General features: G+C 61.3%; 10 protein-coding genes and 2 pseudogenes. 7 read left to right on the plus strand and 5 right to left on the minus strand.

Features of this window, described 5'->3' with window-relative positions; genetic code table 11:
* Positions 1 to 12: 12 nt before the first annotated feature.
* Positions 13 to 870 (minus strand): PaaX family transcriptional regulator C-terminal domain-containing protein, encoded by an 858-nt coding sequence (locus A9W96_RS25800; protein ID WP_156765413.1) that lies wholly within the window; start codon positions 868 to 870, stop codon positions 13 to 15.
* A gap of 194 nt (positions 871 to 1,064) precedes the next feature.
* Here A9W96_RS25800 and A9W96_RS25805 point away from each other — a divergent pair, with 194 nt between their 5' ends.
* The 4 genes and pseudogenes from A9W96_RS25805 (at position 1,065) to A9W96_RS25820 (ending at position 5,058) form a co-directional block, all read left to right on the plus strand.
* Positions 1,065 to 2,651: an AMP-binding protein gene (locus tag A9W96_RS25805; RefSeq protein WP_067144103.1), complete on the plus strand. Its 1,587-nt coding sequence runs from the start codon at positions 1,065 to 1,067 to the stop codon at positions 2,649 to 2,651.
* A 75-nt stretch (positions 2,652 to 2,726) separates the two neighbouring features.
* Positions 2,727 to 3,641: an SDR family NAD(P)-dependent oxidoreductase gene (locus A9W96_RS25810; RefSeq protein ID WP_067144106.1), complete on the plus strand. Its 915-nt coding sequence runs from the start codon at positions 2,727 to 2,729 to the stop codon at positions 3,639 to 3,641.
* Positions 3,642 to 3,645: 4 nt separating this feature from the next.
* Complete coding sequence (locus A9W96_RS25815; protein ID WP_067144108.1) at positions 3,646 to 4,539, plus strand: amidohydrolase family protein; 894 nt, start codon at positions 3,646 to 3,648, stop codon at positions 4,537 to 4,539.
* A gap of 42 nt (positions 4,540 to 4,581) precedes the next feature.
* A pseudogene (locus tag A9W96_RS25820) lies at positions 4,582 to 5,058 on the plus strand (MaoC family dehydratase).
* An 851-nt stretch (positions 5,059 to 5,909) separates the two neighbouring features.
* Here A9W96_RS25820 and A9W96_RS25825 read toward each other — a convergent pair.
* The 4 genes and pseudogenes from A9W96_RS25825 to A9W96_RS25840 all read right to left on the minus strand — a co-directional run.
* Positions 5,910 to 6,168: pseudogene (locus A9W96_RS25825) on the minus strand (transposase); the annotation flags it as partial.
* A 166-nt stretch (positions 6,169 to 6,334) separates the two neighbouring features.
* Entirely contained in the window at positions 6,335 to 7,186 is an 852-nt protein-coding gene (locus tag A9W96_RS25830) for an IclR family transcriptional regulator (protein ID WP_231999902.1), read from the minus strand.
* 490 nt (positions 7,187 to 7,676) lie between these two features.
* Positions 7,677 to 9,095: a glycine cleavage system protein T gene (locus A9W96_RS25835; RefSeq protein WP_067144112.1), complete on the minus strand. Its 1,419-nt coding sequence runs from the start codon at positions 9,093 to 9,095 to the stop codon at positions 7,677 to 7,679.
* 61 nt (positions 9,096 to 9,156) lie between these two features.
* Positions 9,157 to 10,050 carry a dioxygenase gene (locus tag A9W96_RS25840; RefSeq protein WP_067144114.1) on the minus strand — a complete coding sequence of 298 codons (894 nt, stop codon included), beginning with the start codon at positions 10,048 to 10,050 and terminating at the stop codon, positions 9,157 to 9,159.
* Positions 10,051 to 10,377: 327 nt separating this feature from the next.
* Here A9W96_RS25840 and A9W96_RS25845 point away from each other — a divergent pair, with 327 nt between their 5' ends.
* The 3 genes from A9W96_RS25845 to A9W96_RS31815 form a co-directional block, all read left to right on the plus strand.
* Positions 10,378 to 11,160, plus strand: coding sequence for a 2-keto-4-pentenoate hydratase (locus A9W96_RS25845; RefSeq protein ID WP_197499652.1), 783 nt, complete (start codon positions 10,378 to 10,380; stop codon positions 11,158 to 11,160).
* The gene (locus A9W96_RS25850; RefSeq protein ID WP_082972622.1) at positions 11,157 to 11,927 is read left to right on the plus strand and encodes a 2-keto-4-pentenoate hydratase; all 771 of its coding nucleotides are present in this window, start codon (positions 11,157 to 11,159) and stop codon (positions 11,925 to 11,927) included. Before A9W96_RS25845 ends, A9W96_RS25850 begins: the two co-directional genes overlap by 4 nt.
* Before the next feature lie 885 nt (positions 11,928 to 12,812).
* Positions 12,813 to 13,447: 2-keto-4-pentenoate hydratase (locus tag A9W96_RS31815; RefSeq protein ID WP_156765414.1), on the plus strand; the 635-nt coding region annotated here is incomplete at its 3' end.

Raw genomic sequence — 13,447 nt, forward strand, 5'->3', positions numbered from 1 at the left:
GTCGATACTGCTTCATCTGCGCTGAGCGGCTTGTTCGATCATCCGTTCCAATGCCTGTTCGGCGGAGGGGAATTGGCGTTCGGTTGCGCGCTGGAACGCTGCTACGCTGCGCGGCGCCGGCCAGTCGGTCGGCAGGAACTTTGTGGGAAGACCCGGGTCGGTTCGGAGAAGTTCCAGCCAGTCGGCGACCATCGCGGTATGCGCCGCCAGGGGGTGAGGCGGTGCTGGCGCCTCGCCCGACCATGTCGCGATGAACGCCTCATGATGCGCACGCAAAGAGTGGAGATCCCATGCCGCAGCAACGATGTCACGTGATGCCTGCGCGTCGACCGGAGCGCCCGCGAATGCGAATGCGACGGCGTCGTCAACCTTGAGCATGTCGAGAATCGAACGCACGTCGACCGTGCCTGGCGCGATCCACAGACCGTCGCGGATCCGTCCGAAGCCAGACCACAAAAGTTGCGATCGCAGTCGGTGGCGCAGGTCCCTCCGTGACTCAGGAATCGAATAGCTCAGCAGCGTCCATTCGGTGCTCTCGCGGTGGAAGGGGTCGACCGAGCTGACCCTTTGGTCACCTTCGCGCAACATCTCGACGGCTTTCTTGGTCAAACCATAAGCCATGGTCCGACCAGCTCGGCGGCGGTCGAGCAGGCCGTTGTTGACCATTCGGTTCAGGGTGACCCGAGTGGTCCCCTCATTGATATCCAGCGAATCGAGAAGATCGATGATGACTCGGGCATGGATATGTTCGCGCCCGGCACGGTCGAGGACGAACGCGCCCAGGAACGCCAGCAGCAGCTGTGTCGCTGTTGCGCGCTGCACGCGGTGCGAAGACGGTGTGTCGGCAACGGCCGAGTCGGCTGCGGACAAGTCTTCCACCTCCACGCTATTTGCCGGTCGGCGCTTTGCCGGCCACCCTCTCGGCGCGATGGTGCAGCGCCGAAATTAATTTAACACTATATTGACGCTCGACACGAGAGAGTTATAGATTAGCGTCGGGCCCGAGTCCCGGAGCAGTTCACGAACCGGGGGCCAGTTGCATCACCCGTCGTAGGAGCATTCGCTTGATCTACACACCCGAAGTCACTGAAATCGACGTGCCGCTAATGAATCTCGCCGACTTCATTCTGGCCCAGGCAGGCGACGCCCGGTCCGGCAATTTGGCTGTGGTCGATGCGGTCTCCGGTGAAGAGCTCACGTATGGTGACCTCGACGACCTTTCTGCGCGGGCGGCGGCAGGGCTCAGTGCCGCGGGCGTCAGGCCGGGGGATGTCGTGGCGTTGATCGCTCATAATCAGCCGTTGTTCGTCGTCGCCGTTTACGCCATCCTGCGCGTGGGCGCCGTCGTCAGCCCCATGAATCCCGTCCTCACCGACGAGGAGATCCGCAAGCAGCTGCGCACTGCGCAGGCGAAGGTCGTCATACATGGGCTTGACAGCACGCGTTTGCCGCGGTTAACGGTCAACACCTCGGTCGAAGTCGCTTTTTCGCTCGGCCATACACAGACCGATGCCGCCTTCCGTACACTCTTTGCACACGACCGCCTGACCGCATACCAACCGCGCTCACCCAGGGAGATTGCGGCACTCCCGTTTTCGAGTGGCACGACAGGGGCCGGCAAAGGTGTCATGCTCAGCCACGGCAACCTTATTGCCAATCTCGTTCAGTTGCACAACGTGTGGCCGCTTACCGACGGGGACGTGGTCTGTGCGGTCCTTCCGCTGTTTCATATTTACGGATTCTCGGTGATCATGAACCTCGCGCTGCGGGCTGGGGCGACGATGATCACGATGCCGCGTTTTGATCTCGACAGCTATTTGCGAGTTATTCAGGACAAGGGTGTGACATTCGGACACTTGGCTCCTCCAATCGTGCTGGCGCTCGCCAACTCTCCCGCAGTCGATCAATACGACCTCTCGTCGATGAAGAGGGCGATCTCGGCGGCGGCACCGCTCGACGAGAGCCTCGCCAATCGAGTGCAGGAGCGCACTGGGGTCGTCATCCGGCAGGCATACGGGATGACCGAAGCAAGCCCAGGAACCCACAGCGTCGCATTCCGGGATTACGACGCGACGCCTCCAGGCGCTGTCGGGCGTCTACTTCCAGCAACCGAAGCACGTATCATCGACCCCCGGACCGGAGCCGACGCCGCTCCGGGCGAGCCCGGCGAACTCTGGGTGCGCGGCCCCCAGGTGATGTTGGGCTATCTCGATCTGCTAGAAGCCACCTCGGCCACCCTGGTCGACGGATGGCTTCGTAGCGGCGACATTTTGCAATGCCGGGAAGGCAACTTCTATGTCGTGGATCGGCTCAAGGAGTTGATCAAGTACAAGGGATATCAGGTTGCTCCGGCCGAACTAGAGGCAGTCGTACTCTGTCATCCGGCAGTGATCGATGCGGCCGTCATCGGCATCCCCGATCCTGAAGCCGGCGAGTTGCCGGTGGCGTATGTGGTCGCCGACGTCAACGCAGGGCCAAGGCCAGACGCTGCATCGGTGATGGCTTTCGTGGCCGAGCGTGTTGCGCCCTACAAGAAGTTACGTGACGTCGTGTTCGTTGATCAGATCCCGAAATCGGCGTCGGGCAAGATCCTGCGGCGGTTTCTCAAAGATGAAGCGATCAAGGTTCACTCATCCACCGCCGCGCACTGAAGGCTGTGACCCGTTCCCTAACACCAGAATTCGTGAACGCCGCGTCGCATACGTCAATACGGCGAAGGAGTGGCAATGAATCTCGCACACAAGGTAGCAATCGTAACCGGCAGTGGCCGAAGGCTAGGGCTGGCCTACGCGAAGGAACTCGCGCGCCAGGGCGCCGCGGTGATCATCAATGACGTAGATCAGCAGACCGCCGCCGCGGCCGCTGCCGAGATCGGGGCCGCGGGAGGACGAGTGAAGGCGATCGCGGCCGCCGTCGGGTCCATCAAGACCGCGCAACAGCTGGTCTCTGCTGCAGTCGATGAGTTCGGTCGCCTCGACGTCATGGTCACCAACGCGGGAATCTTACGAGACAAAGTGCTGTGGAAGATGACCGATGACGACTTCGATACGGTCATCAATGTGCACCTCCGGGGCACCTTCACCTGTGCGCGCGCCGCCGTCCAGCGATTCCGTGAGCAAGGTGACGGTGGACGTATCATCGCGATCGGTTCACCCGCCGGTCAGCGCGGAAACTTCGGGCAGACAAACTATTCCGCGGCTAAAGCCGGTATCGTCGGAATGGTCCGAACCTGGGCGCTTGAGCTTAAGCGGGCGGGGATCACCGCTAACGCCGTGTGTCCGGTGGCGGTCACTGCGATGACCGAGACTGTTCCCATCTTCGCGCCGTACATCGAAGTAATGAAGCGGACCGGCACCCTGCCCGACCTCATCCGCCGCGAGGTGGGAATGGGGTCACCCCAGGACGTAGCAGGTCTCATAGCATTCCTGGCATCGGATGCGGCCGCCGACATCACCGGGCAGACCTTCTCCATCGGCGGGGACCGCCTTGCGCTGTGGACACATCCACGATTGACCGCCACGGCGTACCACCGCGACGGGTTTAGCGCCGACGACGTGGCCGCGCGCTGGCCCGACGATTTCGCGGACAGTGTCGAGTCCGTAGGCGAAGAGTTCCCGGCGGAACTAACGGCCACGTCCTGACGCCGTGCCCACCCGATACGAATTCGGCATCGATCTCGAGGCCGTTCGCGCCATCGACATCCATGCGCACGTCCAACTCGACAGCTGCGGTCACCACGCCCTGGACAACGAGACACTCGCAGCGGTGCAGAAGTACTTCAAGTCAGGCGACAACCAGAGTCCGACCGTCGACGACGTGGCGGACTACTACCGGGCGCGCAACATCGCGGCCGTTGTGTTCACCGTCGATGCCACGTCTGCATCAGGGCACGAACCAAATTCGGTAGAAGAGATTGCGGAGGGTGCTGCGCGCAACAGCGATATCTTGATCCCGTTCGGCTCCGTTGACCCGTTGCAGGGCGCCGCGGCGGTCAAGCGGGTCCGGATGCTTGCCGATGACTACGGTGTACGCGGCTTCAAGTTCCATCCCAGTATGCAGAACTTCATGCCCAACGACGCGCGCTACTACCCCCTCTACGAAGCCGTGCTCGAGGCAGGAGTACCGGCGTTGTTCCACACCGGACAGACGGGCATAGGTGCCGGCATGCCCGGCGGGCACGGGATCAAGCTGCGATTTTCGGATCCTATGCTTCTAGACGACGTCGCAGCGGACTTTCCGGACCTGACGATCGTGATGGCCCATCCGGCCGTGCCGTGGGTCGACTCTCAGATCTCCATCGCGACCCATAAGGCCAATGTGTACATCGATCTGTCCGGTTGGTCACCGAAATACTTTCCACCGCAATTGGTCCGGGCTATCAATGGCCCACTCCGACGCAAAGCACTCTTCGGATCAGACTCGCCAGTCTTGCAAGTCGACCGATGGCTGAGCGACTTCGCCGAACTGAACATCAAGCCAGAGGTGGAGCCTTTGTTATTCAAGACCAACGCCCTCGACGTTCTTGGCATCATTCACTGACCTCACCCGGCCGCCACGCGGCGCCCGACGAAGGACTGCTACATGACTGCCACTCCCAACACAACTCGCGTTTCAACGCTTGCCGATCTGGAGCCGCTTGCCGGCAAACACCTCGGGGCGAGTTCGTGGATCACCGTCGACCAAGGCAAGATCAACACATTTGCCGAGGCCACCGGTGACCATCAATGGATTCACACTGACGTGGAACGGGCGAAAAAGGAGAGCCCGTTCGGTAGGCCGGTTGCGCACGGTTACCTAACCCTGTCGCTGATCATCCCGATGTGATCAGAAGTGCTCACCGTGGACAGTGTGACCACCGCGATCGACTATGGATTGAACAGGGTCCGATTCACCAGTCCGGTGCCCGCCGGGGGTCGCGTCCGCCTCAACGCCACATTGAAGTCGGTCGAACAGCTGCCGAAGGGCGGCGTGCAGGTCGCCGTCGAGGGCGTCATCGAGATGGAGAACAGCGACCGGCCAGCGGTCGTCGCCGAAGCGCTCTACCGATTCTTTGAGTGATCCGAAAGGCGGCGTCTGACACGCGAAGCGAAAGCCCGCCGAGGCATTCGCTAGACGGTTGCCATGCTTGCTTCCTCCGAAGTCGCAGCGCGCCTTGCTGACTGGGAATGTCACAGACGGTCGACCGTGACTTCTATCTGCGCCTGGCGATGGGGTCTGCTGGGAGGCAGCGTCGGTGATACCACTAGAACTTCGGTCAACGACGCGTTGCAGGAAAAGGGGCCACGACGCTGACCATGAAAACATCAGCGCGCGCAATGCCCTGCTCGCCCGGTACCTCAACTCGTGGTGCACGACAAAGCGGCGAGTCGGTGGTTGGCGCTGCTGTGGGCCGACATGGCGGCGTCGGCGATCGGTACGACCGAGCCCGAGTACGGGTGCGGGTAGGGACCTTTAGACATTCGGACAACAGCCGGTACGAGACGGTGATCACTAGTGATTTGCAGCGCCATCATCAAGACGGCTGGTGATTGGGGCGAAATCGTCGCTGCACCTAGCGACATCCAAAGCCGCATCGGCCGCGACCGGATAAGCGTCGTCAAGAAACCAGACACCAGCGACGAGGTATAGGGCCATCGGAAACGTGGCCCGAACGCCCTTATCGCATTCCAATCCCGTTATGACGCACAGTAAACAGAGCCTCAACTCAGCGACGATGCCGCCTAAAACAGTCAGGACCCCCAGGGAACGCCGCTAATTCGTACCGGCAGCTGGGCGACCCAGGCGTTCACTCTGGCAGAGCAGCTAAGCAGGGTCGTGGCGGTAGCCGGTGTACTCGAGAAGGCCGTGGATGGTCCAGAGGAAGCTGTGAAGCGCGCCCATCACGTCGCCCCGGAAATCAAGGCCGAAGCTTCCCGCAACGCGTCCTTCTCCAACCCGGAATCGGCCAATAGCCGCTTGAGCGAGGCGTTCTCGTTCAAGGTCTTTGAGCCTCTTGCGTTCTCGGCCTTCAAGCCGCCGATCTGATTGCGGCCCCCAGGGATAGGTGGCCCCGGAAACACCGAGCTCGCCGCAGACCGCCGCGGTCTGCTTGCCCTCAGTCAACAGCCGGTCGGCGGCCATCAGCTTGCGCACAATCTGCTCCGGATTGTGCCGTTTCCTCGTCGCCATGATCTGTCGAGCCTTGAGTGCCCACAACTGGGCCGCAAGACTGTCACAAGCCATGGATCAACGGACGGGGGTCGGGAGAATCGTGGTCACAGCGCTAAGCTTTGATCGATTTCCTGCTACACAAGCCCGACAGTCGGCCAACATCGGCGGACGCGTCCTTGCGTTGTCAGCTGATGCGAGTTGGGCCTGTCGATGCGCCAAAACGACTGCGACGCCGCTCGAGTCGGGAGCCGCTCTCCTGGGCCCGCGCCGGATACCTGTATTCGGAAAAATGTTCGGCACCCTGCATTGCCTCGTCGAGGCGAACACCTTCTTTGGCCAGTTCCCGCGAAATACCTCGTGCCGCGGCCTGCAGCAAGGGCACGAGCGCGCGCGGTGTTGCGTAACCCGTCGGCACGACCAGCGCGAGCGCGGACACGACAGTACCCTCGGGACCTCGCACCGGCACTGCCACCGACAAACTGTCAGCGGTGATCTGACGGTCGTTGACGGCAAACCCCTGTGTTCGGACGTTGGCCAAGATGCGGCGCAATTGCACAGGGGAAGTCACTGTGTAAGGCGTATAGCGTTCAAGCGGTTCGGCGAGCACCATGTCCTGCACCGCCGGCGGAGCGTGAGCCAGCAACACTCTCCCGACAGCACTGGGGTGTAGCTGGAAGCGCCCACCAATCCTGTTGAGGACCGGCAGCGTGTCGCGATCGGTGATTCGTTCGATAAACACCGCTTCCTTACCTTCACGTACTGCAAGCTGGACGTGGTGTCTGATGATCTGGAAAACGTCCTCCATGAACGGAAACGCGGCTTCTCGCAGACCCACCCCGCGTGGCGCCAAAGATCCGAATTCCCAGACGCGCAAGCCCATCTGGTAGTGCCCAGACAGGCGACGTTCCAAGATTCCCGATGCGCGCAGGTAGCCGACAAGCCTGTGGACGGTGGCCACTGGTATCCCGGTAATTCGAGCCAGTTCCGTCAACGTCAGTGCAGGCCGGTCTCGGCTGAACGCCGACAGGATCTTCACGACGCGATTAATGACAGGGCCTGTCTGTCCCTTGACAGGTCGCTGATGCGGTCCGGTTATGACCGCATCAGCGGCAGGCGTCGCCGCAGTGGGGACGCCGGCTCGTTGGCCCACCACATCGGGCACGACGTCGTCTTGTATCACCGAGCTCTCTTCTCCCGCGTCGTTCGAAGCTGGCCCAGTCGCGGGTGGCCACATCTACGCCGGCACTCTTTTCACTGTGAACCCACCGACGCAAGGACGCATAGCCGAATTCCATCCAATGGGAATCCGACGGTTTCAGGCGAAGACGCTCGTCTTAACGCGCATCAGTGCTGTCCGGTTGTCGGAGTGGCTCATTCAGTGTCGACGAACGCGAGCATTTCATGATGGCGTTGCGCGAAGTCCTGCGCCATCCACGCCTCGCACTCCTGAATGTGCCGCAAGAGCTAAAGCTGGCCTTCGTGCAAGCTATCCACCGCCATCCTCTCAACGGTGGTGATTGTGGTGTCTATGCTCGCAGTCCCGCTGCATCCGCAGTACGCCAACCTGGCCGGTAGAGTTCACGCGCCGTCGCCGCGTACGGCGCAGGGCTGACCGTCGCGCGTACGGCTAGCTGCTCGTGAGGGGTGACAACCACCTTTTGCGTCCCTCCGTTAGGTTCTCCCCATATGATTTGCACCTCGGCGCCCAGAGGGACACTGGTCTCGACCGTCGCCAGGGATAGCGCCCTGCGCTCATTGACGGTGTAGCCGGTGAACAGGGACATGCCCACCGCTTGCCCCTCGGCATCAATAACGGTGTCGTAATTGGAAGATCCGTAATTGGCCAGTGGAAGTTCGAACGCCTGGTAGCCAGGGCCTTCAGGATCAGCGGGGGAAGCCAGCAGTTTAGCGAAGTCTTCGGGATGCCATGCAAGAGTGACCTTTCGGCGCAACTTGTCGGGCTGGTGAGCTTCAAGCGCCTCACGACCGATGAAGTCGTGGTCGAACCGGACGAAAGAGCCGTACCCCAGCTCTGACGGTGTGAGGTAGTATTCCTCGATGTTCGGCGAGACAAAGCTGCCCGCCAAGGAGTTGACGGCTTCATAGCTGGTGGCCGGCAACCATTCTCGGTAGCTGCGCATATCGTCGTGCGTGTACACGGCGGGCAATGGCGAAGGTATCCATCCCGATTCGAGCGTGTTCGTCGCATACGTACGCGATCCCACCGGCTCTAGTCCAAGATCGCGGCCTGCTTCGAGGAAGATTTCACGAACCCGCTGATAGCTCTTATAGGGGCCCCAGATCTCCAGCCCCGGGGCTCCGGCCATTCCGTGGCGCAGCGTGCGTACCGGCTCACCGCCGACCAACATCGTGCCCATGTGGAAGAACGGCAGTTGCTCGACAGGTCCGCCATTGACTTTTTCGATGATCGGCCAGGCGGTGGGGCCTTGTATCTGAAGCCGCCACAACTCGCGGTGCACGGCATTGCCGTAGGGGCGCATCGGTGACCGCTCATCCAGTCTCACTTCGACGTCGTAGCCGCCGGACTCGGCGCGAAATGCGAGCCAATTGGACAGGGGCGCCCGTCCGACACAAACGAACTCGTCCTTGGCGAGCCTGAACAGGATGCCGTCGCCGATAACGTGGCCATGTGGGTTGACCGCCACGAGCTGTTTGGCTGTGTCGACGCCGAAGTGCGCCACGCTGTTGACCCCGGTCTCGGCAACGAGCCGCAATGCGTCGTGACCGCAGATGAACAGGTTGGCCATGTGGTGAGATTGGTCGAACAGCGCCGCGGTCTCTCTCCAGGCGTGCTGTTCGCGTCGCCAGTTCGTGAACTCGGCCGGTACGACCGGATAGGTATATGCGCCCAGCTGCGAGTTTCTCAACAGCTCAACTGTGTTTTCCGTCGTGTCTAGCAGTTGCTGCAGATTGCGTGGACTCATCTTCCCCTACTCGTCTGGGTGCGCGGCCCCACCACGAAACTTGAGGCGCTGAATGAAATGGTCACGTGATCGGCGGTCGCGGCAGTTCCGCGGTTCCGGGTCGCATCACAAAGGTTTGATGAAGTGAAAACCATGGGGGGCGTACCTGGGGATCGGTGGGATGGGGTTCGGGATGCTCGGTGAGATCGCCGACGAGTGCGTGGGTGACCCCGAACTGCACGTCCGAATCGAGATTTGGGTCGTCGCGGACATAGATTTGGGAAATCATCGTCTTGAAATCTTGTTTGTAGATCAGGAAATGCAGGTGTGCGGGCCGGTAGGGATGGCGGTTTTGTGCCGCAAGCAACTTGCCTACAACGCCATCCGTTGGGATGGGGTAGCCCGACATCTTGACGGTGCGGAACCAAATTCTGCCGTCCGCATCGGTAGTAAATTTGCCCCGCAGGTTCATTGGAGCCGCGTTCGGGTCCTGATTGTCATACAGTCCTTGTGGCGACGAATGCCACACATCCACCTCAGCGTCAGCAATCGGATTTCCTGCCTGATCAATGACTTTGGCGTCAACGAACAGCTCAGGGCCGTCTAATGAGGATCGCACGATCGTTCCACCGCTTTCGGTGCGGGGAGACTGCATTCTCCAAAAAGGACCCAAAAGCGATTGCTGCGTTTCGGTCACGTCGTCGTTGCAGTTGTTGACGAGACACACCAGCGTCGAGATCCCTAGCGATCCGGCCATGAGCACGGCCTCGTTATGTGCGTCATTGCTGGCTTGGCCGATTTCATTGACGAGCGCAGTTGCTTGTTGGAATTCCTTTTCGCTAAGGTGCACCTCTCGTACAAATGCGTGCAGGTGCCTCACTGCCGATCTCATGATCTCGCGCAGTCGAGGGTCCGTTGTCTGATCCATGACAGCCATCGCCGCCCTGGTGACATCTTTTTCATCCGAGATGATCACGGGATCTCTTGCTATTTGACACACAAATCCGTTCGTCGCTGCCGCGTCTGTGGTGTCCCGGGTTTCCGAGAGCCGGCCAACGACGTCAACCCCAGTTGCTGGGACCCCAAGTCCGACCTCACCCGCGAGTACACGTGTGGGCTGAATCTTGATTTTGTCCACCAAACTTCCAGCGTTACAGGCGGCTTTCATGTTTTGGAAGTCCTCCTGTCGGAACAGCTCTCACAGCCTGCCTGCTTCCAGAAGATGGAAATCTTGTTGTTCTCGAGCAGCCGGCCGTCGAGCATCCGAGGAGACCTGCTGGCTGGCCGAAGGGGTGATGATGCTGTGACGGTCGCCGAAATGGCTCGCGCACTTTACGATGCGCATCGCACTCGCACGCCCATTCCGCCCTTCACCGATGTCGAGCCGGAACTGGGCATGGAAGACGGCTATGCGGTTCAACAAGAGTTGCTTGCCTTGCTTTTGGCCGATGGCGACCAGGTGGTAGGCCATAAGGTCGGGCTGACTTCTGCGTCGATGCAACAAGCCATGGCCATCGGCTCGCCGGACTACGGGCCGGTGCTGGCCTCGTCGGTCTACCGCGATGGTGCCGAAATTTTGCTGAACAACTTCGTCTCGCCCAAGATCGAGGCTGAGATTGTCTTTTTATTGCGCGACAGACTTGTCGGCCCCGGCATCACCACCACTGCTGCGCGCACCGCGATCGCTGGGGTGGTTGCCGGCATGGAGATCATCGATTCGCGGATCGAAGGCTGGCGAGTCAAGCTCGCCGACACCGTGGCGGACATGGCTTCTCACGGTGCCTTAGCTGTTTCCAGTCGGGTTGTACCGATCGACGGGATCGATACTCGGCTGATTGGAATGACACTCACCCGCAACGGTGAATTGGTCGACACCGGCGCAGGTGCTGCCACACTGGGCGACCCGCTCGCCGCCGTGGCCTGGCTGGCAAATGTTCTGGGGCGCAATGGCATAGCCCTTGAACCCGGACACCTGATCATGAGCGGCGCGCTACACGCGGCCGTCCCGATCGCCGCCGGCGATGTGTTTCGCGCCGAGTTCGACAGGCTTGGCCCGGTCACAGTGCGGGTGGGAGAATCAGCATGATTTCGAGCCCAGACGTCACCGAGCTGGCGGAGCGGCTCAACAAGGCGGCGGCCAACCGAACGGCGATCGGTAGGCTGACCGATGAGCACCCGGACCTCGACATCGCCACCGGATATCGCGTGCAGCGCGAGCTCCGCTCGGCCTGCGGAGCACTCGCTGGGTGGAAGCTGGGCCTGACTTCGCGCGCTAAGCAGAGCCAGATGGGCGTGAGCAGTCCCATCTACGGTTTCCTGCCTGCCGCGGCTGCGTTAGACGTCGGCGAACCGCTCGACACCTCGCAACTCATACAGCCGCGCTGCGAGCCGGAAATTGTTTTCGTCCTCGGTCGAGACCTTGCCGGCCCTCACGTGACGGCTTCGGACGTCGTCGCCGCGTGCTCTGGGGTGGCGGTCGGCGTTGAAGTTCTGGATTCCCGATTCCACGACTACGACTTCACCATGGCCGACGTCGTCGCCGATAACACCTCGGCCGCAAGGTTCATGATCGGTGTCCCGGTTCCTGCGGCGAACATCGATCTCCGGCTTGTCGGGGTGATCTTTGAGCACAACGGTCAAGTGATCGGCACGGCCTCCGGCGCTGCCTCGCTCGGTCACCCCGCAGCGGCAGTAGCGTGGCTGGTGCGGAGTCTGGCCGCTCAGGGCGAAGGCCTAGCGGCCGAGCAGGTCGTACTTTCCGGCGGCCTGACGGCTGCTGTGCGGGTCGGCCCCGGTGACGTGGTCGTTGCGACAGTCGATCGGCTCGGATCGGTAGAACTGGGATGCCGTTGAAAGGGTAGGCCCCCAACGGGGCAGCAGCTGTTCCAGCGCCGACGGCGTTCAGGTCGATGATGCCGAAGCCGCGCAGAGCTGAATGAGATCTCTTTCCGATATGTGGATAATGGGTTTTCCGTGCGCCGCTGGCTGAGCAGACTTTGACAACAGGATCACAGAACGCGTCCCGACGGTTCGAATCGTTCGAGACCGGAAGCCCCTGCAAGCCGTGGCGAGGAGGTCGGCGCTATTCACGTGTGTGCTGCTCATCTTTTCCGCGCCCGATTGTGGTTGCGCGCAGGAGAGTTGATGTGTGTGGCAACTGGGTCCATCGACTGGTTGATGTGAGGTGCTGTTTTGACGGGGACAACAGTTTCGGTGATAGGTGAGGGGTGGCAGATGACAGCGGTCTCCAACCATGGACATTGGTCGAGCACCGCGCTTGTCGTTGATGGCGCCGACCCTCTGCGCCCTCCAGGAATTTCAGCACACAACTGCCGCGACGACGCGGATCGGGTGAATTGGCTGAATCTCGGTGGGCGAGTCGCGTGAGCGAGCAAATGAAGCGCCTCGGGTTCGGGCAGCGCGCTGGTCCGACGCGTAAGACAACAGTTCGACGATGCCGCGGCCACAGGCATGTAAAGGGCTGGACAGCTCATCGCAACTTGAGCGTAACGTCGTGATTGGCTTGGTTCGCTCCATCAACTTGGCTGTCGGCACTGCGGGCGTGGTTGGAGATTGGATCTTAAGCATGCTGTGTCCCATGGACCGGGAAGGGCCTGCTCGCGCCCGCCGTTATGAGGTCGCGTTAGCACCAGCCGATCGTTCACCATTGGCGACGGAAGCGGCGCGACGTGACGCGGGTGACATCCAGTCCGTGGCTCACCTCCCTGCGAGAGCGGTATGGCCAAAGACGACCTGATGGTGGATGCACGAGTCCGCGATGATGCCGCTTGGATGCTGCGGCGAGCTGAACAGATGCATCACCCCATTGCATCTCTTATAGAGATCTGTCCCACCCTGGACGCCGCCGATGCATATGCAGTCCAGTGCGCCAACGTCGCCCAGCGGATTGCTAACGGTGCGCGCGTGGTGGGGTACAAGGTTGGCCTGTCACCGTCGTTAATGCAGCGGATGATTGGTGTGAACGAGCTTGGCTTAGGCCACCTGCTCTCGGACATGAGAGTCGAGGACGGAGGGACGGTTGCGGTTTCATCACTGTGTCGTCCACGCGTTGAGGTCACGGTGGCATTCGTCCTCGGCACGGCTCTTGCGGGACATGACTGCACCGCCATCGACGTGCTCGCGGCTACCGACTACGTCGCTGCGGCCATCGAGGTCGGTGAGATCGACATCGGCCGGCCGAACCCTCTTGCGGCCCAGCGCGAACCGCGCCGAGGAGGCGTTGTCGGCCACGAACTCGATGATGCCGATCTGCCGTTGCTGGATCCGACTGTCGATGACCTCGATGGCCGCAGCGACGTAGTCGGTAGCCGCGAGCACGTCGATGGCGGTGCAGTCATGTCCCGCAAGAGCGC

Source organism: Mycobacterium sp. 1245852.3, from assembly GCF_001669335.1.
GTDB classification, from domain to species: domain Bacteria; phylum Actinomycetota; class Actinomycetes; order Mycobacteriales; family Mycobacteriaceae; genus Mycobacterium; species Mycobacterium europaeum_A.

Bases quoted from the DNA above. Each gene is read 5' to 3' on its own strand.
- A9W96_RS25810 (WP_067144106.1), top strand. From the start codon at position 2,727: ATGAATCTCGCACACAAGGTAGCAATCGTAACCGGCAGTGGCCGAAGG.
- A9W96_RS25835 (WP_067144112.1), bottom strand. From the start codon at position 9,095: ATGAGTCCACGCAATCTGCAGCAACTGCTAGACACGACGGAAAACACA.
- A9W96_RS25850 (WP_082972622.1), top strand. From the start codon at position 11,157: ATGATTTCGAGCCCAGACGTCACCGAGCTGGCGGAGCGGCTCAACAAG.